Genomic DNA, 22,104 nt, shown 5'->3' with positions numbered 1-22,104 from the left:
CATCCTGGTTCTCTTCCTCTAAAAGAACTCATGGAAACGTTTCCGAAGAATGTTAAAATAAATGCATGAAGAAAGCCTTTCCGCTGCCATCCTATGTCCGCAAGGCACTGCGGGCCCTGAATGACGCAGGCTACGAAGCTTATGTCGTCGGCGGGGCTGTGCGTTCCTGGCTGCTCGGCACAGAAATTCATGACTATGACCTTACCACCTCTGCTCTGCCAGAAGAAATGGAGCAGGTCTTTCATGAGCAGAAAATCATTGAAACCGGAATCAGGCACGGAACCATCACCGTTCTCTTCGGCAGAAAGCCCGTGGAAATCACGACTTACCGGACCGAGACGAGTTATGAAGATCACCGCCATCCCGATCAGGTCTCCTTCACCCGTTCTCTGAAAGAAGACTGCGCGCGCAGAGATTTCACGATCAATGCGCTGTGCTACGGCCTGAAAGACGGCCTCATCGACTTCTACGGTGGAAAAGAAGACCTGCAGAACTTCCTGATCAGAACCGTCGGCGATCCGGAACAGCGGTTTGAAGAAGACGCGCTGCGCGTATTGAGGGCGCTCAGATTCGCCGCCCAGCTCGGCTTTGAAATCGAGCCCGAAACCAGAGAAGCGCTGAAGAAGCACTTTCCCGATATTCACTATGTTTCGATCGAACGCATCTCTTCTGAACTCGACAAGATCCTGGCAGCTCCATATGCACGCAGTGTCCTTCAGGATTACACTCCGCAGTTCCTGCAGCTCTTTCCGGAACTGGAAGAATATGATGAGTCCACCTGGAAGACCATCATGGAAGCGATCTCCCGCAGTCCTGCTGACAGCGTCATCCGCATGGCTCTTCTGATGGACCCGCTGAAGGATCCCGAACGTGCCGATTCCGTTCTCGTCCGCCTGAAATTCTCTAATGACTACCGCGATCAGATCCGCAGCCTGCTGCGCTGCAGCGACATGCCGGCAGCTACCCGCATCGATCTGCGCTGGCTATTGAACAGGCTGACCGTCAGCTTCAATACATATCTCTCTTTCCGCTGTGCAAGAGATCCTGACCTTGATCGCAAAGCCCTCTCTGCCCTGCATGCCAGCATGGTTCATGATCATGACTGCTGCAGCATCAAGCAGCTCGAAGTAAACGGGCGTGACATGCAAGCCCTGGGCTTGCGAGGAGAAGCCATCTCCATCGGCCTGAACACGCTGCTCAAGGAAGTCATTGAAGATAAGATCCCGAACGAAAAAGCCGCTCTCATGAAGCGGCTGAAAGAACTGAAGGGCTGAATGAAAAGGGGATCACTTCTCCCCTTTTTCTGTGCCTGCATGCATGATCTCAGAGCTTGCGGAAATCCTCGACATTCAGCACGAAAATCGTTGCTCCGCCTACCTGGACTTCTACCGGGAAAGACGCATAGCGGCCGATATCATAGCTAGCTGTCGAAGGAACAATTTCCGTGCGGCGCTTGGATTCATTGCCGATGATCTCAATGCAGTGATCTACTTTATCGTCTTCCGTTCCGACAATCATCGTCGTATTGCCAGCTCTCAGGAAACCGCCGGTCGTGGCAAGACGCGTAACCGAGTAATTCTCCTTGGTCAGCGCAGCAGATACACTGGACGCATCATCATTAGACACAATCGCAAGAATCAGTTTCATATGATTGCTCCTCCTGCTTGATCTGATTCCATTTTAGCAAATCAGACATTGAAGCGGAAGAACACAATGTCGCCATCCTGCATCAGGTACTCCTTGCCCTCAAGCCGGATCTTGCCATGTTCCTTCAGGGCAGTCTCATTCTTGTATTCCATCAGGTCCTCATAGCTGTAGATCTCAGCCCGGATGAATCCCTTCTCGAAATCTGAATGAATGATGCCTGCACACTGCGGGGCCTTCATGCCCTGCCGGAACGTCCAGGCCCTGCACTCTGGTTCTCCGACCGTGAAGAACGTACGCAGACCAAGCAGATGATATGCAGCCTTGATGATCTGATCCAGACCGGAAGTCTGAATGCCCAGATCTTCGAGGAATGCTTTCTTCTCATCCTTCTCCATGCCGGACAGTTCTTCTTCCATCTTTGCGCAGATGGCAATGCACTCGCTGCCTTCGCTGTCTGCCAGTTTCTTCACGCTCTGAAAATAGGCATTCTGCTCTGGCTGGCTGACCTCTTCATCACTCATGTTCGCCACATAGATCACCGGCTTAGCCGTCAGGAGAGAATAATTCTTCAGATACTCCTTATCCTTGTCACTCAGTTCAATCAGACGCACTGGCGTACCTGCAGTCAGCGCTTCCTTCAGCTTCTGCAGTGTCTCATTCTCCTGCACTGCATCTTTTTCCTTCGTCTGTGCCTTGCGGATCACCTTGGCAAGCCGGTTCTCCACCGTATCCAGATCGGCAATGCAGAGCTCCAGATTGATTTCTTCGATATCTCTGACCGGATCCACCGAACCTTCCACATGCTCGATATCCGGATCATCAAAACATCTCACGACATGGATGATCGCATCCGTCTGACGGATATTCGCAAGAAACTGGTTGCCAAGACCTTCTCCCTTGGAAGCACCCTTGACAAGACCAGCAATATCCGTGAACTCAAACGTAGTGTTGATAACCTTCTTCGGATGGAAGAGCTTGACGATCTCATCCATTCTCTCATCCGGAACCTCCACGACGCCGACATTCGGATTAATCGTCGCAAACGGATAGTTCTCAGCCAGAACCTGGCTGTTCGTGATGGCGTTGAACAATGTGGACTTGCCTACATTCGGCAGTCCGACAATTCCTGCTGTTAATGACATGGCTTTCTTTTTATGAATCCCTTCTGTTTCCCGAACAGAAGTATACTCTACCAGTCCGGAATTCTCAATTTTCTTCCGGCTTTTCCGCCTTTTCGACAACCCGCTTCAGCTTGCGCTCGAACTCATGCCGCGGAAACATGATAACCGCTCCGCATCCCTGGCATTTGATCTTGATATCCGCACCCATGCGGATCACTTTCCAGTACTTGCTCTTATGGCAGGGATGTTCCTTCTTCATCTCAACAATATCATTCAGATCATAATCCACCGGATTCATTCACAGCCTCCCGATATGCCTTCATGGTATTCTCCAGCAGCATCGTGATGGTCATCGGCCCGACCCCCTTCGGCACCGGCGTAATCGCAGCACAGAGATCCTTCACATCTTCGAAATCCACATCGCCAGTCAGACGTCCATCCGCCAGGCGGTTGATGCCGACATCAATCACGTACGCTCCCTCTTTCACATATTCGTGATTGAAGAAACGCGGTTTTCCTACTGCTGCAATCAGTATATCTGCATTTCTGCAGATTTCCTTCAGATTTTTCGTATGAGAATGGCAGATCGTCACCGTCGCATTCGCATTCAGCAGAAGCCTTGCCGCAGGCTCTCCGACCAGCTTCGATCTTCCGACCACCACTGCATTCTTTCCATCGCAATCACACCCCATCCGCTTCAGCAGTTCCATGATGCCAAGCGGCGTACAAGGGACAAACGCTGGAATCCCGAGATGCACCTTGCCGAAATTCAGCGGATGTAGTCCATCCACATCCTTATGCGGAGAAATCTGCTCAATTGCATGATTCTCATCCAGCCCAGCCGGCAATGGCAGCTGCAGCAGAATACCGTCAATCTCCGCATTCTCATTGCATTGATGAATCAGATCTTCCAGTTCCTTCTGGCTGACTGATCCATCCAGATGAAATGTCTCTTCCAGAATCCCGGCTGCTTCACACGCCTTGGCCTTGCCTTTCACATAAGAAAGAGAAGCCGGATTATCTCCGGCCAGAATCACTGCAAGCTTCGGAATCCGCTTCCCTTCCTGCTTCAGATGTTCGGCTTCCAGGCGTAGCTCTTCCCTGAGCTCTGATGAGACTTCACTTCCGTAGATGATCTTTCCCATGTGCGCATCCCCCTTTCAGTTCATGACTGTCCAGCACGATCGTGATCGGCCCGTCATTCAGAAGCCGCACCTTCATGTCAGCCGCAAAAATACCCTCTTCTACCTGATATCCATAAGAACGAAGCACTTCATTAAAATGCAGATACAGCTTCTTCGCATGTTCCGGCTTTCCGGCTTTATCAAAACTCGGACGATTGCCCTTTGCACAATCCGCAAACAACGTGAACTGCGAAATCGACAGAATCGCTCCTCCTACCTGAGCAAGCGAAAGATTCATCTTTCCATTCTCATCATCGAAGATCCGCATCCTGGCAACCTTGTCCGCCACCTTCTGCACGACCTCCTCCGTATCAGAATCCTCAATCCCTGTTAACAGCAGAAACCCTTTCCCGATCGCTCCATGAACCTCTCCGTCAATCGTTACTGACGCCTCGCTGACTCTCTGAATAACCACTTTCATATATGCGGCAAGTATATCAAAAAAGAGACCTGCAGAATCTGTCTTTTCTCTAAAAAACATGAATTTTCAGAAAAAATCACTGCTTTTCTGAAATTTTTTCGAACATTTTTAACATGAACAAAATGATGAGTTCCTGTCACAGCAAAAAACTGGCATCTCCAGACCCATCACAATCCAGTCTCTGCCAGCATCTTTATTCCAGCTTCGTAATTGCCCGCTGTGCTCCTTTCGGGATCTGCCGCACAGCGTCCTGTTCCAGACAGATCTTACCCGGCAAAGGAATCCAGCACTTCTCTTGCAAACTGCCTTGCCTTTTCCAGTTCTGCCTCATCCGGCATTCCTTTATTCATCCACAGGAACTTTCCCTTCAGCAGCAGATGCTTCGGATATACCGTAATATGCTTATGCTCAAGAAGATTCACTGCCAGTTCCGTGCGGTCTCTTCCCGTCGCGCTTGTGCTGAACAGAGCAGCACCGCGGATCTTTCCCGCCGGAAGATTATCCAGATAATCCATGACCGACGCATCCGGCCTTCCGGCATAGACTCCCATCCCGATAAACAAGAGATCCGTATCGCCAAGCTGTGACGGCTCATTGATATCGATGGCCTTCACTCCGCATGCTTGTGCAATTGCTTCAGCAACTTTTCTCGTATTTCCTTTTCTTGACTGATAAATCACATTTACAGATGTCATCTGAACCCTCCTACTTCTGCGCAAACAGATTATTCAGACCGCTGTTCAGGATTGCCAGCAGAATCCCCGCCAGCAATGCCGACCCGAACGAAGCAATATGAGAACCCGAAGACAGTGCAAACGCAGCTTCAAGCACTACCGCATTGATCACCATCGAGAAAAGTCCGAAAGTCAGTATCGTAATCGGAGCCGACAGAATCTTCAATAAAGGCTTCAGCGTCATATTCAGCAGCGTCACAAGCAATGCTGTTGCCAGCAGCGCTCCGCCATCTCCGAACGATATGCTGTCCATCAGCATATCTATAACCCATAGGGAAAGACCATTCACGACCCATCCGCGCAGGAATTTCTTCATGTTCAGTTTACCATGTCCTTTCTCATATACTTCATCTCACGGAAAAGATTCACCGGAAATTCACTTATCCCTTTGGCGGCGTCAGCGCCTGGAAGAAACGAATCATCGGTTTCAGAAGAAGAAGCACCAGAAGAACCCCGATACAGAAGAAATCAAACTTTGAAAGCTTCTTCACGCTGCTTTCCGCACTTGCACTCTCTTCCTGAACTGCCGTAACTTCCTTGTTCATCTCTGCCGTGCCGATTTCGCTGCCATTCAGAGAAAACACCACCTGAGCACTGATCTCATCCGGATTCCCGGAATCCTCATTCTGAACGACGATCTCCGCCGAGAGACCGCTGGCATCCGTATCTCGTGAAAGCAGGATGCTGAATCCGGAATCCACTGAAAACGTCACATCATAGACATGCTTCCCATTCTGCTGAACCTCTACCGTCTTCGTACCGATCTGGTCTGCGGAGACCGTTACGGTCTGAAACTTCGAGAATCCATATTCCAGCAATGCCAAGATATCCGCATACGCACTCGCACTGTCCGCTTCTTCCAGCACCACGGCAATCAGATTCGTTTTGCCTCTTGAAGCAGAGACCACCATGCTGTAGCCCGCACTGTCTGTCCCGGCAATTCTTCCGCCCGTCACTTCTTCGTTATAATTGCTGTCGCTGCTCTTCAGAAATCCGCAGTCATTGACAATTGTTCTCGAAGCAGACTGCACATTCGTAGCCGGAATCGTATACGAAGCAGCTCCGAAGATTGCCGAGAACGTATTATTGTCTCTTGCCTTCCTTACTAGTAAGGCAATATCTTCTGCCGTCGATGCCTGCGTTCCATCCGAAGTACCGAAGACATTCGAGAATACCGTTCCGCTCATTCCGAGATCCGATGCTGTCTGATTCATCAGATTCACAAACGTATCCTGATCCCCGCTCACCCCTTCTGCAATCATGGCAGTCGTATCATTTGCGCTTGTAAGCATCGATGCATATTCCGCGCTCTCTGCCCTCAGTGTCTCGCCGCGATTGATCCAGAGCACGCCAGTATCGTGCGAATACGTATCAAACGCAGTATCCGACATCGTCAGTTCCTGGTCACTCGATAAGTTCGTGACGCCCAGATACACACTCATGATTTTCACGAGACTTCCCGGATCTGCACTCTCAGACGAACTCTTGTCAAACAGTACCGTGCCGCTGTCTTCATCGATCAGAATTGCTTTGGAAGCAGAAACTGACACTGCGCTCTGTTCTTCAGAAGAAGCAGACGGAGAAGGCGAAGCATTCTCTCCCTCCGCACTGACCGGAACCAGAAGCAGAAAGAAACACAGAATGGATAAAGCAATCTTCTTGTACATGGCATTATTCTACAACAAAAGCGGAACGATGCCTTCCTGCGCGAAAAATCGCTGCATGCAATCAGAAGCATCCAGGTCCGCAGAAAACGGAGGCAGGCACTGCAACCAGAACGGAAGGATTCCAAAAGGCAGAAAAGCATTTAGCTGATCAGTCATTTTTCGTTAATTCTGTTTTCTCTTGGAATATAATAATCCCGTTGATCATGCGGATTTTCAATTATTTAAGGCGGGTTCGCATCATTCAGCAGCGAGAGGTATGAAAATGACTGAGAAGAACTGGAAAAAGAAAACTGCAATTGCAGGAATCGCTGCCATGCTCATCGCATCAGGCAATCTTCCGCTCCATCTGATTGCGGAAGATACGAATAGCCCTGCACCTGAAACTGGTGAGACCGAACCTTCCTCGGCTTCTGCCGCAGATACCGGACATCCAGAAGGTTTTCATATCATATACCAGCCAAATGACGTCAGCATGGGTTCCGTTTCAGTTTCGAAAGAAACTGGAACTGTTGACAACGATACGGGAACGGTTTCCTACGGCGGTTCAGAAGCAAAGCCCAATGATGGATATCAATTTATCAGCTGGACTGCAGAAGAAAACGGAGCAGATGTTACCGTATCAGAGAATTCCTACTTCGCCCCTTCTCATGTAACGCAGGATATTACGTACACCGCAAACTTCGCTGCAGAAGATAATCAGGAAGAAGAGGTTACTGCGTCTGCCATCATGCTTGCTGCAGCAGATAGCACGGGCATCAATCTTTCTGAAAAAGAGGATGGCAAATCCAGATACATTACCGGTGCCCAGATCAGCTGGCAGAACGGCAGCAGCTGGACTCCTGTTTCTTCCGAAACGCTGATTCCGCTGAATACCCCTTTCCGCATTACTGTAAATTTCTCAGGAATCAGCACAAAAGAACTTAGAGATAACTATAGCGGAATCCTGTACTATGACATTCCTTCTCTTCTGAAAGATCCTTATTTTGCCAGTAACAAGATCATGAATGGCAGCGAAGAAGCAGGAACGATTTCAGCATCCGGAAATCGGATCACGATTCAGGTTAACTCTGCTTATCTGGATAAAATCATCAATCAGGATGGCGATAATTCCACCATCCAGAATGCAAGCTTCACCTTTATGGCAACTCCTGACCCCGATCAGGTTCGCCAGAATTATACGCAGACACTAGTCATCGGAGATGTCAGCACAGAACTGCGATTCAATTCTGACTATGATTCCGAGAATGGAACCCTGACCCTTCAGAAGTCTGATCCGAAATATTCCGAAGATGCAAACGGCAATTCTTTCTTGCAGTACACCCTGACCATTGCAACTGGCAATGCCGCAATGCCAGATGTCACCGTCATAGATCACTTTACGCAGAATGAGCCAGCCGTAGAAGAATATATCGGAATTACTGGCTCCTCTCTGAGTCTTTCTGCTGAAACTCAGCCATCTGAAACCATTTCCGGAGGGGATGGCACAGCAAGCCAGAATCCAGGAACCATCATCCTCTCTTCCCCGAAAACAGATACAAGCCCAGGTTCCTTCACCTGGACGATCGGCGCCATGCGTGCAAATGAAACACGGACACTGACTTATCAGGTCAAGCTGCGCAGCGGGTATGCCGGAGCCGCCGGTGCAAATAACGGGGTCATCAAGAATACAGCCACCCCGTCATCAGGTATTCACCAGAGATCTTCTGTTACCTCTGCCTTCACCCCGAAGGCTGGAGCAACCGTATCCAAGAATACCGGAACCATCACAATCAATACAGATACCGTAACAATTCCTTATACCATCACAGTTACCGCATCCAGCACAAACACCTGGACGCTCCGCAATGTCAAGATTTCAGATGACTTCGGAGCATATCGCACGAATCTTACCAAGGATCAGCTCAAGAGCGTTCTTCTGGATAATAATGGCAGCTGGTCTGATTTCAGAATCTACAGCGGAACAGATACGTCAGGAAATGCAGTATCCGCTGCTGAGCGAGCTTCTGAAGACAGCAGTTCTTCTGAACCATATTATGTCGTCAAGCCGAGCAACGAGAACCTGGGATTCAATCTTTATATCGGCGATCTTCCTGCCGGAGAAAGCAAAACCATCACATTCAATGTCAAGCTCAGGAAAACCGTTCTTGACTATATTCCCGGCGGCACTGCTTCCAGCAGCTCTATTCAGATCGGAAACCGTGCCGGAGCATATTCCGATGACACCAATAAGACCTATGGAAACCAGACCCTCGGATCCGGGGATACCAGCTCAACCGTTTCCACCCAGCAATGGGACAGAAAGGTCCAGGGAACAGCGATCACGGATGCAATCACTCAGACTGCACCGGACTTCTTCTATTCTTATTCCGATAATGCATGGAAAGAAAGCAACAGTGGAGAGAGTATCACGATTCCTGCAGGCAGTATCCAATATCAGGTTGCAGTCAATGAAAAAGGTCTGTGGAATGTCTCCTCCGCAACGTTCACTGATGCGCTCAGCAGCAATGGTCTTTACCTGAATTATGCAGGCTATCTGCGGCTGGAATATTTTCCTGATGGGCTTGGAAGTTCCGCTTCTTTTAACAGCGACCAGGAAGTAGTGAATGCACTTTCCCGATTAACGCCATCTAAGACTGCATGGCTCAAGATCGACAGCTTGAACTCCTTCCGTTTTACGCCAGAAAGCATAGGTCTTGATTCTGCCGGTACCGGAGCATATCTTCTGACGTATTACGCAAAGCCTGTAAACACCTCAAGCTACAGCAAGACAACAGCCGGAAACTCCTTCACACTAAGCGGTACGGTGATCGGGCCAGGCGGAACCAGCATGACTCTTTCACCAATCAGCATAAGTACAAGCACTCTGCTCAGCGGATCAAAGAATTTCAGTGTCTCAAAGTCTGCATGGTACGGGAATATTCAGGATACCTCCGGAGGATTCTCAAGAGGTTCTCTGTACTGGATCATCACCGCAGCCGGAACAGAGATTCCTGCCGGGCTTCAGCTGCAGGATGCTCCTGGCGGCAACCAGTCAATCTACGGAGACATTGGCACTACTCCGCATGTGTCCATTGCAGGAGTCTATCTCAGTTCTGTTAAGATATGAGACAATGATATATAATTAAAATGCTGAAAAAVGCTTAATAATAGGCTGTTTTCCGCCTTTTGCAGCACTGTAGAGCCTCAAGCATTGCTATTTTCGTGGTTTCTGGCAGAGAAAATAGAAATCATCACATAATTCCAACTTCTTAAAGCATGTTGTTACCGATCGGAGGATATTCACAATGTTATATGGTTATGCTCGCGTTTCCACTGCTGGTCAGGCAGCGAAAGGAAATTCACTTGAAGATCAGCTTGAACTGCTGAAGAATGCTGGATGTTCAGAAAGCAATATCTTCCTAGAATCATATACCGGGACAAAAATGGAACGCCCGGTGTTTAATTCGCTTTTGGGCAAGCTTCAGACTGGAGATACTCTTGTTGTCACTAAGCTGGATCGCTTTGCAAGAAATGCAGATGACGGAGGGAAGCAGATTAAGGATTTACTGGATCGTGGGATCAGCGTGCATGTTCTCAATATGGGATTGATAGATAATACGCCGATGGGAAAGCTGATCATGCATGTCGTCTTGGCGTTTGCTGAATTCGAACGAGATATGATAGTTGAAAGAACACAGGCAGGAAAAGCAATCGCGCGTCAGAAGCCTGGTTACCATGAAGGAAGAAATTCAAAGTATGGTAAGAAGGAAATTGAAGCAATTAGCAGCGGAGCTTCTTGGGAAGATCTCGGGATGTCTCGAAGCACATGGTACAGACTTAAAGGAAAGATAGACACAGAAGAAAGGAATTTATGAGAACTACGGCCAAATACCTGCTGATCTAAATAACAGCATTCAATGAAATAGGTACAAGGGTCTTCCTGGCGGAAGACTCCACTGCTTTCTAAAGTGTAAAGCACAATCAAAGTGGGGTGCCAATCTTACTTGGGTCATCCATATCCTTTGTCATAAATGCGAGCGTCCAATTGGTTGTGTGCAATTCCGATATAAACTTTCATGTGTAATGGCCTTCCTTTCTTGGATGAGGCAGCTTCCTGAATACACCGATGCGGCGAAGCCGGGTTTCCGGTGAAACTAAAGCTACCTTTCTGAAGTGCATATTAAGTACATATTCCAAACCCGGTTCAGTCAATCCGGAAAAAACCTACAAAGATGTAAATTTTGCACGCTTTCTCCTTAATATGCCAAAAGCTGTTCTGGTTTCACCAAGCCAGATACATGAGTAGCTGGAAATTCTCTCCCAGAAAAATCTTTGCCCATGTGGAGACGCTTTTATCTATCAGATCGGCTACAATGCGACCCAGAAAAATGATCTTGTAATTGTGGAATACGAAGTCGCAAAGAAGAAATAACAGGCCGCTATAATCGTTTCTTCTTTTGAAATTGGTTTCGTTTCAGAAGGAAAAACACGGCTCGACAGACTCACGGGGAGTACAGCCTTGCCATGTTTTAAGGAAATTCTCAGACGCTTCTGCAAAGTGGTAACGACTTGCCTGAAACGTTTATTTATTTAATACACTCTGAAGTTTTTCGCGGATGGAATCCTTAGAGAGGAAATTGTCGAGAACTAATGTTTTCGGCTGAAAATCCTGAGGAATATTTGCTGCCAATTCATTTGTGGTGATATAGAGATCAGCATCATGCATGGTTACTGATCCCAGATCACAGTTGTCTACTTCTGCAGAAATACCCATTTCTCTAAGAATGTCTTCAACATTCATCTTTGCAATCAGCGAACTTCCTAAACCCATTCCACATACGCACATAATTTTCATAATCATTTCTCCTTTTCAAAAATGATAATCAGATCTATTAAGTCTGAATAACTTCTTATTTCAGCAAGTCTCCTGATGAACTCCGCCTCATTGAGCAGTTCGCCCAATTCCTTCAATGCCTTTGCATGGGAAACCTTATCGGTTGCACATAAAGCAAATGCGCAGAATATGCTTTTCCCTTGTACGTAAACAGGGTGGCTTAGCAGAGTCAAGGCAATCCCTGGCCGAATTACATTTTTTGATATGCCCGCATGCAATAGTGCTACCCCTGGTGCAATCACCATATAGACATTGCTGAAACTATGCGCACATATAAGCATGTCATGTATATAATCCGGCAGGCAATCGCCACCATCCACTAACGGTTTTCCGCCAAGTTTTATCAGTTCATCAAAATTCCTTGCAGAATCTAGAAACTGGACTTTTTCTTCTGAAAGAAACTCAAGCAATCTTTTTCCTTCTGGCTCTCTATTCTCGCTGCTGCTGGATACATTGAACTTTCTGAAGAAAGCCGATAATTTCAAGTAATCATTTTGATCGAATGCCCCACTTATTAAACAATACGGAATGCCGGTCGGGATGATGTCTTTAATATCTACCACTGAAACTACCATTTCGACATTTATACCTGGCAGTCTCCTTTTCAATTCGTTTTTCGATAGTATATCAACGACATTTACATCAAACACACTTGATATCCGATACTGGAGAAATCTTGACACCGCATTTCCTGAATTGCATACAATAGCGATATTCTTTATTGTACGGTCTTTCAATCTCAGCTTATCAATAGAGCTCGCAAAATATAAAGTAATAAAGGCTACTTCATCTTCGATGACATGAATTCCTAAGTTTCGTTCAATTCTTTCAAACGCCTGCCTGACATAGTCAAACAAAGCACTATATTGTTCTTTGATTGAAGGCAATAAAGGATTAAGCATCTGCTTATGGTATTGAATTCTGCTTTGCAACCCTAACAGATGATTTTTTAATGATTTAACAAAATCCTCATCGCTGTAAAAGTCATAAGATAGCTTGGTGCTTACATAAGAGATAATCGTATTCGTCATCATTTCCGTTTCAAATGGATAATTGACTGATAAAGAATTTTTCCATGTTAACGGATAGTATGAGAGAAGCTCTGTCAAGTAATACACATCATCTCGAGAAAATTCTGTTTTGAATATTCCCTGCGCCTGAAGTATGGATAATTGTGCTAACCGGAAAGCTGCAGTTTCCTTAATATTCTTTCTTTCAATGTCCTGCATCATTGAAGGAAAGCTATCTTCTCTGCAAGCATCAAAGTAACTTTCCGTAAGAAACAGGAGAACATTTGCCAGGAAGTCATTTGAAGAAATAAAACCAAGAATCTGTTCTAAACCAATTCTTAATGTTTCAAATTGGTCTCTGGATATTCCGATCCCCACATTTCCATAAGATCCGGCTTTTACCAGGAAAGCATACAGCAGTGTTTTCTCAAACGGTCCGAATATTGAAAGCAACATCTGATTCAGCAGATTCCGTGCGGCGAATCGGTTGGCAGTCAGACAGTATCCTTTACGCTTATCGTAATCCAGGTTGAACCCGTATGAACTCAGAAATATTCGCAGCTGATTGAAATCGTTATTAACAGTTCTTTCAGATACAGACATTTTCTCGGCAAGTTCATTCAATACAATATTTTTCTGACTATACATCAGGGAATATAATTCAATCGCCTTACGCTCTTCGATATTTGTGGTATCGAAGAACTGAATCTCATTGTTTCTGATGATATAGCCATGTATGTCATCAAACTCGGCGTGATTGAGACGTATTCCTTTTCCGGTGACCTTTTCAATAGAATCGAAACCTGCTGAAGTGAGAAAAAAGTCTGCATCTTCAATCGAACTGCGAATTGTAGATTTGCTCAGATTCAGTTTTTCCGAAATCGATGAGATAGACGTATAATCTTCTCCACGATTTAATAATTCACTGATGATCAAATATGCAGACTTCTTCATTAATGCCTCACTAATATTATTATACAAGCTTTCCGATTGCTCTCAGCAATGCCATAACCGGCATCCAGAATAAGCTGTAATCGGACTGAGAATATGTTGATCCGGTTCCAAACATCACACCCGTCATCGGATAGAGGAAGATAATGAGAATATGATCCAGGAATCCGATCAGGAGTCCTGCTGCAATTGCGCCTTTCCATCCGCCTTTCTTATTTCCAAATACACCCATCAGCATTCCATCAAAAACGCAGACATTCGGTGACGGGAAAACAACGGTAGGAAGGTGGAATGCAATTGTGATCAGCATTGCAATAATTGCGCCAGCTGTGCAGGACAGGAATCCGATCATAGCTCCTGTACCGGAATACGGATAGAAGATTGCACAATCAAGTGCTGGAATAGAGCCAGGAGCAAACTTTTCCGAAATACCTTTGAATGCCGGAAGAAGCTGATTGATAAACATACGAACACCCTGAAGCACAATGGTGAATCCTGCAGTGAAGGTAATTCCCTGCAGAAACAGATATACAACCCACTGAGTAGTTCCAGCCATCTCTTGAATAGCATCTGCTCCGATGACAAGACCCATTCCAATGAATATGCACGGCATCAAGATAGCCATTGCAACAGTGATATCTTTCAGAATGGATAAGCCAGCAGGAAGCTTGATTTTGTCTGCATCCTCATTCGGATCGCCGACTATACCGGCAAACCATGCAGCAAGAGCAGATCCGAACTGAAGCTGATGGCCAAGAGCAAACTGATCATGAGTTACATCTTTCATGATCAGACGGGAGAATACCGGGGAAAAGGTATTGTAGACACCCATTAGTAATCCTGCCGTAACAATTGTTGGAACAGACACAATTTCCCATCCGAATGCTGCAGGTAATGCACAGCATAAGAATGAGGATAAAATCAGAGCAACATGTACAGTGAGATACACGTTTTTGCAGATCTTCCAGGGAACAATTTTTACGAGAAGAAGATTAATGATGAAGCCAAGGAGGAACGCCATTACTACGGCGACTGTATACTGATTCAGCATTTCGCCATAAACCGCAAAATTCTGAGGAACAACGCCAGTCACACCAGTAACCTCATTCAGCTTTGTGATCAGCGGTGTCAGAGTAGAAGTAAGCAGTCCGGTTCCCGTGCTCAGCAGAACCATCCCGACAATTGTCTTTAATACCCCATCAACAATTTCGTGAGCTTTCTTTTTCTGAAGAAGCAATCCGACTAAAGTTACTAAGCCAAGAAATATTGGAGCTTGTGTAATTGTTTTCGCAACTACAGTGAGTATTGTGCTATTCATATCCCTTTCCTCTTTCAGTTATTAATCAATTTGGAAATCATTTCTGCATCTGCTTCTGTCTTCGCATTTTTCAGAAGATTGATATTGCTATCGTCAGATAGGAAAATAGCAATATTTTTTAATGCTTCAATGTGATCTTTGCCATCCTTTGAAGCAACCATACATACAATGCTCACGGGATCATTCGTAGGATGCCCGAATTTCACAGGATGGTTCAAAGTAATCATTGAGAATCCTGAGCAGTAGACACTCTTAGAAGGCCTTGAATGCGCAAGAGCAATTCCGGGGGCTATGACGAAATATGGTCCGAGCTCATTCATTGCACTAAAGATTTCGTTAATGTACTCGGGTGAAATTTTCGATTGCTTTATTAATAAATTCCCAGCCTTTTTAATAGCTTCACGGCAATCTGCTGCATCAACATTAAATGCAAAATCTTCTTTTTGTAGTTTTATCATCCAGGGACTCCTATGCAAACTCAGAAGAAACGATTCGGCCGTATATCTTTCCTTCGAATGCAATTAAATAGTAGTAAGCGTTTTCAGCTATTGGAAGCGCAATTGTTGAATCAGCACTTATTCGCTTTTTTTCTAACCGAACAGCTCTAACATGTGAATTTTCGAATCTTTTTGCAAGTTTATCCATCGATATTATTCGTCGCAGTAAAAAAGGCCAGCCTTCAAATTGGCTGACCATTCCTGTTACTAATCCATTATTGATTTAATTTTCATCTGCTGTCCCTTACAACTCTTGAAACAAGATTTCCAAGTTCCTGCGGTAGTCTGCTGAGATCCGTGAGGTCCATCGTGTGTTTCCCATAGATGTTCCGAATCCGCTCCACGTTTCCGTCTATCACTGCGCCGAAGATGGTGACCTTCCGCCTGCTGTACTCCTTGGCCACTGCTGCAGCATCCGCTTCATATTCCAGCTCCGGATGGAAACTTGTTTCCGTCGGCAGCCCGTCTGAAATTACAATCAGGATCTTCTGTGTTTCCGGCCGCTTCAGGAGTTTCTCGCAGCCATATGCAATTGCCGCACCGTCGCGGTTTCTCGCATCGCTGCTGACTCCGCCGAGCCGATAGCGGTCCTTCCTGTCTGGCTCCTCAAAATCGTGATACACGTCCAGCTGGCAGGTTCCGCGGCTGTCGCGATGTCCGTAGATCATGTGCGCCACCTGCATGTCACTCAGGATTTCATTCAGCAGAACCGCGGTCTTCCGCGCAGCTGTAAGCTTTCCGCCAAAGTCCATGGATCCCGACTCATCGATGCAGAGCGCAAATGCGCACTTCGGCTTTCCGATCGGCAGCCTGTTCCGCGTGAAGCAGTTTCCGCCACCCAGGCATGCATTCCTGGCATACGACGGTGCGCTGAACCGTCCCGTCATGTATCCTTTCGCCGGTCCTGATTCCTCGCGTTCCTTCAGGATGCGCCTCAGCATACGGATCGAAGGCTCCGACCACTGCCGCACTTCCTCGTGATCATCCAGATAGTTCTGGATGTCCTGCTCGCTGGGCTCCGGTTTCCGGCTTACTTCATAGCACCAGCCCGCATTCTCCAGTCCGTGCTCATGCAGTGCTTTCATGCGGATGGCCTCAGCCTCCCGCCTCAGATGTTCCGCATGCATGTTCTCAGCTGCGCTTTCCGCATCCGCCTTGATCATCTGGTTCATCGCAGCATTCAGTTCCCGAACCGCGGCTTCCTGTTCTGAGGCATTCCGTGCAGCATCTTCGCGCGCAGCTTCTGCTGCTTCGGCTGTCTGGGCGGCTGCGGATTGCCCAGGAATCCCGGATGGTCCGGATGCTTCAGAGGTTTCAGAATTCTGGAGGCCAGCCTGCTGCAGAGTGCTGCTGTCCGGGGACCCATCTCCTTTCGGTTCTGCGGACATCGCCTGATTCATCGCGGAAGAGATGCTGCTTAACAGTTCCGCAAGCGCAGCTTCTGAGGATGGCTGACCTGATCCGGCAGCAGTTCCTGCAGATTCCCGGCCGCAGTTTCCTGGACAGAGACCTGCTTCACCAGTTCCCGAGGATGCTAATGATGCCTGGCCGTCCGCAGGTGATCCTGCACGCATGCGGCCAGGATTCCCGGAGGAAGCTCCCTCCTGCTCTCTGGATGATCCTTCGGATGGTGTTCCGGATTGTCCTTTAGACGCTGGGCCGGATGATTCTCCGGATTTCATTCCAGAGGAGTTCCCGGAAGACCCTTTACTTCTGTTTCCGTGCTCCCCCTCTTCCGCGTTTTCCCCAGTACGTTCTCCCTGGCTTTCAGTTCCTGCGCTGCCAGCGCTATGCCCCATCGGCTCCTCAACCTCCGGGATCACGGGATACAGCACGCACAGCAGTTCCAAGATAAGCCTCATGCGTTCTCCTCCGTTCTGCTCCCAGCGCAATGCTTCCGTATACGGGCGACATGCTTCAAGCAGGTCGTGGAGATGATCGTACAGTTCCTCCGTTTCATTGTCTTCCAGTGCTTCCCCGGTGCTTTTCTCCGGGTAATGCATCGCATCCAGGAGCATGCAGTTCATCACTGTGCTGAGGAAGGGCACATCACCCCGTTTCACGCCTGCAAGCATGTCTTCCACGGCTGCGGATTTTTCAAACAGCTGATCATCCATCACATGGATCCCCGCGGCAAACACGCCTGGAAACAGCACGTAGCCGTAATTCTCGATGAATCCGTCTTCATGAATGTTGATCAGTTCCTTACAGATGGAAGCACAGAGCTTCCGCTTCAGAGGCTTCTGCCTGAGATCTTCCAGCACCTGTTCTGCATCCGGGTTCTTCGGTGTTTCATACCACGAAGCCTGGAGAATTCCGTTCACGCATCCCTTCATCGCCGAAAAATCACTCAGCAGGATGTGGAGGCATTCATGAACAATGTGTCCGATGATGCTGTAGTGCTGCAGCATCCGCGTCGAAAGATCACGGATCAGCGGTCCTCTCGTGTTGACGTGAACCGTGTGTCCTTCCGTCCACGCAGTACGATCGGTTCCGCGCTCTGCAAAGCATTCCAGTTCCACGCGTCCCTTCGGTGCTTTCTTCCNAAGCGCTGTCGTCACATACTGCCTCAGGAAGCGGAAATAGTATTCGCTGGAGAAGAACTGTTCATCTTTTTCCAGTTCGGTCTTCTTTTCCGCAATCGCTCTGCGGATTTCTGCTTCATATCCCATTTCTGTTTTTCTCCTTCTTTAAAAACGGAGCAGGATTTTATCACCTGCCCCGTCTTTCTTCTAGTTGCCCGGTCGGAAGTACGCTTCCAGGCATGACATGAACTCAGCTTTCAGATCCGGATCATTGGAAGTCTTGGAAATGAACAGATTTCTTCCGTTTCCGAAGACGTCTCCATTGATCAGATTGGCCGCTGCCCAGTCTTCCAGCGCGCGCACATCGATTGCTCCATCCGAGACTGCTTTCTCGGAAGCATATTCCCTGCATTTGCTGTAGGTCTTCACCATCAGCTGCAGCTTCGGAAAGTTCTGATAGCCTGTCACATTAGCAATGCGCTTTACGAGCTCGTCCTCGCTGATCCGTTCCAGATCGATCGGCGTGAACCGCGACAGCACGGACTGATTCAGCCCGGTGCATCCTTCACAGTCCACGTTCGTCGTCATGATGATTACTGCATCCTTGTTTCTCTGAATGTATTCCCCATCGACAAGATGCACGCTGTTGCAGCTGTCAAACATTGAATTCAGTGCCGCAAGCACACCCGGCCTGGTCAGCACCGTTGGTTCCTGGATCTCACAGACCCAGCCGTTTCGAAATGCCTGAACCAGTGTGGAATACACTTTTTCAAAGCCGCCCGAGGCTCCTTCATCCGCCTCTGCAAATGCCTTCAGAATCGCCTCCTGGCAATCTCTGCCGGAAGCGTCCTTCTTCGGTTCCCCGCTGATCCGTTCATAGGATCCTTCCGGATCAAGCAGGATCTCTTCCGGGGACGGCATGTTTTCCGCAAAGTCATGAAAGTCCATCGAGAAGTGCTTCTTTCCGCTCACATCGGGAATGATGTTCAGCGTCAGATCCAGCTTCTCCGTGTCCGTGGAGCACTCAAACGTGACCAGAGGCTTATGAATCGCTGCAGCAAAGATCCTGCACCAGATCGTCTTTCCTGTTCCCGGCTCGCCCCGCAGAATGAAATTGCGGAACGGATGCCTGGAATGATAGGAAGCCTTGTAGAGATTTGCCGCATATTCCAGCTTGTCCGGGATCACGTAGTCCTCCGGGATCACCGGAATCAGCGATTCCTCCTCTCTGGTATAGATGCGTTCCGGATCCGGGTCATATTTCCCGGCAAGCGAAGCGGCAGACGCCTTCTTCTTTCCCGGCACCTCGATCTCCTGAAGACGCTCGCCCATGAACCTGCTCATGTCGCCATGGATGGTATCCTCCGCAAATTCATACTTCTCTGAAAGATCCAGAAGCGGAATCTCATCGAGGTTGATCCGATTCATCGAAAACACGTTCACCCGGTCGATGTAGCGTGCATTATCCGGATCGTTCTTCTTCAGAAGCCTCCGGATGTCTGCATTCAGCATCGCCAGGCTTGCGTAGTCCGGAGCTTCATGCAGAAGCGCTGAACTGAACGCGTCAGCCAGCTTGAACTGCGCCGCCTGCTGCTCATTGCTCCAAGAAGGATCCGAGCGGTACACCGAAGCAATCGTGAGGCCGTACAGAAGCGCCGCGGTAGATCTGCGCTTCTTGTCCAAGCGATCGCCGAGAATATACCGTTCGCCTGCCTTGAAGCGGTCCACGCAGACTGCCGATACGCTCCCGTCACTGGCAAATTTCATCAGAATATGCGGAAATTCCCGGTAGTCCTTCCGATCCGGCTGGTACGCAGAGGCCGGTCCGTCCCAGTAATCCACCAGGACGCTGCCGTCTGAAGTCACTGCCCAGCCGCCAAAACCCTTGAGTTCAGGATCATGGAGGAACGCAAAGGCACAGGACTCGCCTTTCATGACGCCCCAAACCGGATGAATCGCGGAAAGGTGCGTCCCGAGCGCTGTGCTCTCACTTCCGGCAATCGATCTCCTGATGAGATCCGGATTATAGTCTCTGACTTCCCGGACTTCATCGAGAGAAAAGACGCTGATCGGTTCATTCCGGCTCTGAGTGAGGACCAGGCGGTTGTACAGTTCAATCATCTGGATCCTCTCTGACGGATACGGACAATCACATCTGCATCCCCCTTCTCTGAGGAATAGTGCCAGACGACTGCCGGAACGCCATCCTGGCTGATGCACTGACTGAGCACTTCAAGATCAGTTCCTTCCGGTACACCGATCTCCAGATTGCCAAGCGGGATCTGAAGACGCCCGCCATAGGTCTGTACCGTCGCGGTATCAAAAAGATCCGTCACCGCATCCGCAAACCGGTTCAGCCCGGTATTGCGCCACCAGGCTTCTGTCATAGATTCATGTGTTCTCTTCATAAGTTCTTCTCCAGTTTCATATCGTTCTCAAATCGATTTCTGCATAATGCCACTGATCCGCCGTCCATGCTTGTGCAGCGGATTTTCTGGTTTTCAAAGCCATAAAGAAAGGGAACAGTGTGTTTCTGTTCCCTCTTCCTGTTCTGACTGATCCTTCTGAGCGCAGGATCCCTGCACCTTTTCAGAAAGGACAATCATCATTCTCAAAGCCCGACGGATACGCCGGATAAGGATCTTTAGCTCCTGTGCTGCGGCTGGAATCTCCCGGATGTGAAGACGGTGCTTCCTGTTCCGGATTCGAGCTGTAGCCTCTCCAGCCGCTGCTTTCCACAGAGCTCTGATCACGCGGTCCGGAGCTTCCTGCAGAAGAAGCAGAGCCGGGGTAAAGCTGATAGCCTCCGCTGCGTTTTTCTTCATAGGATCGGGCGCGGTCATGTACATTCGATGCTTCTGCACTGACAGGACGCTGTGCATTGGAACCTGCATCACTGCCGGCTGACTGCTGATCCGTGCGCGGTCTCTTTGTTTCCAGGAAGCGGATGCTGTCACACACCACTTCAGTCACATAGATGATTCTTCCTTCCGAGGACTTATAGGTCCTTGTCTGGATGTGACCATGCACTGCGAGAAGCGATCCTTTTGCCGTGTAGTTTGCAAGCGCCTCAGCTCTAGCGCCGAATGCCGCGCAGCTGATGAAGTCCGCGGTCGGAGCAGAATTCTGCTGGCCTTCGGACCGGTGCTTCGGTACATCCCGATCCACCGCAAGGGTAAAGCTTGCCGCCGCCTGTCCCCCTTCATGCGTCGGCTTTCTGACTTCTACATCTCTCGTGATTCTTCCAATCAGCTGAACGTTGTTTGCTGCACCCATAACTGCTGCCCCTCCTTAAGGCATCGATGCGTAACCCGGAAAGTTTCTGATACTTCTGACATTCCGGAAAACACAAAAAAGATACCCTTCTTCAGCAGAATCCTGCGTGACAGAGCTTCCATGAAGTTCAGCCCGAACCGGGCGATCAGATCACGCGCATTCCATTCAGGAAACGCGGAGCTTCATCGGAACGCATCTGCAGAAAGCAGAGCCTTAAAAGAGTATCTTTATCAATTAGAATGATAACACGAAATATTATTTATTTGTATGATTGCATCATGATCTGAATATCTTCAGATCGGTAAAATCAATTGCATCATCCTGATGCTGATGATAGTTCCAGAAGTCAGGATTGTTTACCAGAGACGTGATATGCCGTCTCATGATCTCCGCATCCTCTTCCCCGGAAGAGCGGCGAAGCGCCTGATAAACTCCAAGCAGGATTGCAATGGAAGAAAGGACCAGATCAGATGCAGTTGCATCTTCCCCTGCTTTGCAGGTTAATGCTTCCTGCCCGGCTGCTGGGTTGAATTCAAAGGAAATGATTCTGTCGGGATCTTCAGCATTTCCACCATTTTCTGTTTTCTGCCCGCTGGTCTTATGAATCACCCCAGAATCGCTGATAATGTATTTAATCGGCACTTGATTCACCTCACATGCATAATAGTATAGTTGTATAAACCGTCTCTTTGCAACCATATTTATGCTTATGTGCGCTGCTTATCAATTCTTAACTGCTTCAGTCAATTACCACGTCCCGTAAAGGGCCGAGGCTTGTGACTGCCTCCACCAGTACAAGCGTGCTCATATAAGCCTCCTGGTTTCTGCTAGCGAGGATTATACCTCCTGTGGCGTCACATCGCCGGATGATTGACAACAC

At 48.3% G+C, this 22,104-nt stretch carries 20 protein-coding genes; 3 read left to right on the top strand and 17 right to left on the bottom strand.

Going from position 1 to position 22,104, the window contains the following annotated elements; translation table 11 throughout:
- Positions 1 to 65 precede the first annotated feature (65 nt).
- Positions 66 to 1,274 (top strand): CCA tRNA nucleotidyltransferase, encoded by a 1,209-nt coding sequence (locus FYJ51_RS11250; RefSeq protein ID WP_154505700.1) that lies wholly within the window; start codon positions 66 to 68, stop codon positions 1,272 to 1,274.
- Positions 1,275 to 1,323: 49 nt separating this feature from the next.
- Here FYJ51_RS11250 and FYJ51_RS11245 read toward each other — a convergent pair whose 3' ends face one another.
- From FYJ51_RS11245 to FYJ51_RS11210, 8 genes are all read right to left on the bottom strand, one after another.
- The gene (locus FYJ51_RS11245; protein WP_105304754.1) at positions 1,324 to 1,647 is read right to left on the bottom strand and encodes a cyclic-di-AMP receptor; all 324 of its coding nucleotides are present in this window, start codon (positions 1,645 to 1,647) and stop codon (positions 1,324 to 1,326) included.
- 41 nt (positions 1,648 to 1,688) lie between these two features.
- Positions 1,689 to 2,789, bottom strand: coding sequence for a redox-regulated ATPase YchF (gene ychF / locus FYJ51_RS11240; protein ID WP_154505698.1), 1,101 nt, complete (start codon positions 2,787 to 2,789; stop codon positions 1,689 to 1,691).
- Between the two features lie 64 nt (positions 2,790 to 2,853).
- Entirely contained in the window at positions 2,854 to 3,066 is a 213-nt protein-coding gene (locus FYJ51_RS11235) for a DUF951 domain-containing protein (RefSeq protein ID WP_105304756.1), read from the bottom strand.
- Complete coding sequence (folD, locus tag FYJ51_RS11230) at positions 3,047 to 3,913, bottom strand: bifunctional methylenetetrahydrofolate dehydrogenase/methenyltetrahydrofolate cyclohydrolase FolD (RefSeq protein WP_154505696.1); 867 nt, start codon at positions 3,911 to 3,913, stop codon at positions 3,047 to 3,049. The genes FYJ51_RS11235 and folD overlap by 20 nt, the downstream gene beginning before the upstream one ends.
- Entirely contained in the window at positions 3,888 to 4,373 is a 486-nt protein-coding gene (gene dtd / locus FYJ51_RS11225) for a D-aminoacyl-tRNA deacylase (protein WP_105304971.1), read from the bottom strand. Before dtd ends, folD begins: the two co-directional genes overlap by 26 nt.
- A gap of 266 nt (positions 4,374 to 4,639) precedes the next feature.
- A complete protein-coding gene (locus FYJ51_RS11220) occupies positions 4,640 to 5,068 on the bottom strand; it encodes a flavodoxin family protein (RefSeq protein WP_105304758.1) in 429 nt (142 codons plus the stop codon).
- Positions 5,069 to 5,078: 10 nt separating this feature from the next.
- Positions 5,079 to 5,423: a phage holin family protein gene (locus tag FYJ51_RS11215; protein WP_105304759.1), complete on the bottom strand. Its 345-nt coding sequence runs from the start codon at positions 5,421 to 5,423 to the stop codon at positions 5,079 to 5,081.
- 64 nt (positions 5,424 to 5,487) lie between these two features.
- Positions 5,488 to 6,774, bottom strand: coding sequence for a D-alanyl-D-alanine carboxypeptidase family protein (locus FYJ51_RS11210; protein ID WP_154505694.1), 1,287 nt, complete (start codon positions 6,772 to 6,774; stop codon positions 5,488 to 5,490).
- A 262-nt stretch (positions 6,775 to 7,036) separates the two neighbouring features.
- On the opposite strand from FYJ51_RS11210, the gene FYJ51_RS11205 reads away from it, so the two are divergent.
- Together FYJ51_RS11205 and FYJ51_RS11200 are read left to right on the top strand one after the other, a co-directional pair.
- Positions 7,037 to 9,880, top strand: a complete 2,844-nt coding sequence (locus FYJ51_RS11205; protein ID WP_154505692.1) for an InlB B-repeat-containing protein — start codon at positions 7,037 to 7,039, stop codon at positions 9,878 to 9,880.
- A gap of 178 nt (positions 9,881 to 10,058) precedes the next feature.
- Positions 10,059 to 10,628 carry a recombinase family protein gene (locus tag FYJ51_RS11200; RefSeq protein WP_154505690.1) on the top strand — a complete coding sequence of 190 codons (570 nt, stop codon included), beginning with the start codon at positions 10,059 to 10,061 and terminating at the stop codon, positions 10,626 to 10,628.
- Between the two features lie 707 nt (positions 10,629 to 11,335).
- Here the strand turns inward: FYJ51_RS11200 and FYJ51_RS11195 are convergent.
- The 9 genes from FYJ51_RS11195 to FYJ51_RS11155 form a co-directional block, all read right to left on the bottom strand.
- The gene (locus tag FYJ51_RS11195) at positions 11,336 to 11,608 is read right to left on the bottom strand and encodes a PTS sugar transporter subunit IIB (RefSeq protein ID WP_154505688.1); all 273 of its coding nucleotides are present in this window, start codon (positions 11,606 to 11,608) and stop codon (positions 11,336 to 11,338) included.
- A gap of 2 nt (positions 11,609 to 11,610) precedes the next feature.
- Positions 11,611 to 13,611, bottom strand: coding sequence for a BglG family transcription antiterminator (locus FYJ51_RS11190; protein WP_154505686.1), 2,001 nt, complete (start codon positions 13,609 to 13,611; stop codon positions 11,611 to 11,613).
- 19 nt (positions 13,612 to 13,630) lie between these two features.
- Entirely contained in the window at positions 13,631 to 14,926 is a 1,296-nt protein-coding gene (locus FYJ51_RS11185) for a PTS ascorbate transporter subunit IIC (RefSeq protein WP_154505684.1), read from the bottom strand.
- A 14-nt stretch (positions 14,927 to 14,940) separates the two neighbouring features.
- Complete coding sequence (locus FYJ51_RS11180; protein ID WP_154505682.1) at positions 14,941 to 15,384, bottom strand: PTS sugar transporter subunit IIA; 444 nt, start codon at positions 15,382 to 15,384, stop codon at positions 14,941 to 14,943.
- A gap of 269 nt (positions 15,385 to 15,653) precedes the next feature.
- The gene (locus tag FYJ51_RS14015; protein ID WP_456243044.1) at positions 15,654 to 16,091 is read right to left on the bottom strand and encodes a cobaltochelatase CobT-related protein; all 438 of its coding nucleotides are present in this window, start codon (positions 16,089 to 16,091) and stop codon (positions 15,654 to 15,656) included.
- 2,064 nt (positions 16,092 to 18,155) lie between these two features.
- Positions 18,156 to 20,069: an AAA family ATPase gene (locus tag FYJ51_RS11170; protein ID WP_154505678.1), complete on the bottom strand. Its 1,914-nt coding sequence runs from the start codon at positions 20,067 to 20,069 to the stop codon at positions 18,156 to 18,158.
- Positions 20,066 to 20,356, bottom strand: coding sequence for a hypothetical protein (locus tag FYJ51_RS11165; RefSeq protein ID WP_154505676.1), 291 nt, complete (start codon positions 20,354 to 20,356; stop codon positions 20,066 to 20,068). Before FYJ51_RS11165 ends, FYJ51_RS11170 begins: the two co-directional genes overlap by 4 nt.
- Before the next feature lie 181 nt (positions 20,357 to 20,537).
- Complete coding sequence (locus tag FYJ51_RS11160) at positions 20,538 to 21,224, bottom strand: single-stranded DNA-binding protein (protein WP_154505674.1); 687 nt, start codon at positions 21,222 to 21,224, stop codon at positions 20,538 to 20,540.
- Positions 21,225 to 21,500: 276 nt separating this feature from the next.
- Positions 21,501 to 21,866 (bottom strand): hypothetical protein, encoded by a 366-nt coding sequence (locus tag FYJ51_RS11155; protein ID WP_154505672.1) that lies wholly within the window; start codon positions 21,864 to 21,866, stop codon positions 21,501 to 21,503.
- Positions 21,867 to 22,104: the final 238 nt, after the last annotated feature.

The sequence above is a fragment of the Stecheria intestinalis genome (assembly GCF_009696165.1).
Lineage (GTDB): Bacteria > Bacillota_I > Bacilli_A > Erysipelotrichales > Erysipelotrichaceae > Bulleidia > Bulleidia intestinalis.
The sequence above is the reverse complement of the archived record's forward strand: the minus strand, read 5'-3'. Positions and strand labels throughout refer to the sequence as shown.

Bases quoted from the DNA above. Each gene is read 5' to 3' on its own strand.
- FYJ51_RS11185 (WP_154505684.1), bottom strand. From the start codon at position 14,926: ATGAATAGCACAATACTCACTGTAGTTGCGAAAACAATTACACAAGCT.
- FYJ51_RS11220 (WP_105304758.1), bottom strand. From the start codon at position 5,068: ATGACATCTGTAAATGTGATTTATCAGTCAAGAAAAGGAAATACGAGA.
- FYJ51_RS11250 (WP_154505700.1), top strand. From the start codon at position 66: ATGAAGAAAGCCTTTCCGCTGCCATCCTATGTCCGCAAGGCACTGCGG.
- FYJ51_RS11160 (WP_154505674.1), bottom strand. From the start codon at position 21,224: ATGGGTGCAGCAAACAACGTTCAGCTGATTGGAAGAATCACGAGAGAT.
- FYJ51_RS11165 (WP_154505676.1), bottom strand. From the start codon at position 20,356: ATGAAGAGAACACATGAATCTATGACAGAAGCCTGGTGGCGCAATACC.
- FYJ51_RS11190 (WP_154505686.1), bottom strand. From the start codon at position 13,611: ATGAAGAAGTCTGCATATTTGATCATCAGTGAATTATTAAATCGTGGA.
- FYJ51_RS11205 (WP_154505692.1), top strand. From the start codon at position 7,037: ATGACTGAGAAGAACTGGAAAAAGAAAACTGCAATTGCAGGAATCGCT.
- FYJ51_RS11210 (WP_154505694.1), bottom strand. From the start codon at position 6,774: ATGTACAAGAAGATTGCTTTATCCATTCTGTGTTTCTTTCTGCTTCTG.
- FYJ51_RS11170 (WP_154505678.1), bottom strand. From the start codon at position 20,069: ATGATTGAACTGTACAACCGCCTGGTCCTCACTCAGAGCCGGAATGAA.
- ychF (WP_154505698.1), bottom strand. From the start codon at position 2,789: ATGTCATTAACAGCAGGAATTGTCGGACTGCCGAATGTAGGCAAGTCC.
- FYJ51_RS11195 (WP_154505688.1), bottom strand. From the start codon at position 11,608: ATGAAAATTATGTGCGTATGTGGAATGGGTTTAGGAAGTTCGCTGATT.
- dtd (WP_105304971.1), bottom strand. From the start codon at position 4,373: ATGAAAGTGGTTATTCAGAGAGTCAGCGAGGCGTCAGTAACGATTGAC.
- FYJ51_RS14015 (WP_456243044.1), bottom strand. From the start codon at position 16,091: ATGATCTACGGACATCGCGACAGCCGCGGAACCTGCCAGCTGGACGTG.
- FYJ51_RS11180 (WP_154505682.1), bottom strand. From the start codon at position 15,384: ATGATAAAACTACAAAAAGAAGATTTTGCATTTAATGTTGATGCAGCA.
- folD (WP_154505696.1), bottom strand. From the start codon at position 3,913: ATGGGAAAGATCATCTACGGAAGTGAAGTCTCATCAGAGCTCAGGGAA.
- FYJ51_RS11215 (WP_105304759.1), bottom strand. From the start codon at position 5,423: ATGAAGAAATTCCTGCGCGGATGGGTCGTGAATGGTCTTTCCCTATGG.
- FYJ51_RS11200 (WP_154505690.1), top strand. From the start codon at position 10,059: ATGTTATATGGTTATGCTCGCGTTTCCACTGCTGGTCAGGCAGCGAAA.
- FYJ51_RS11245 (WP_105304754.1), bottom strand. From the start codon at position 1,647: ATGAAACTGATTCTTGCGATTGTGTCTAATGATGATGCGTCCAGTGTA.
- FYJ51_RS11235 (WP_105304756.1), bottom strand. From the start codon at position 3,066: ATGAATCCGGTGGATTATGATCTGAATGATATTGTTGAGATGAAGAAG.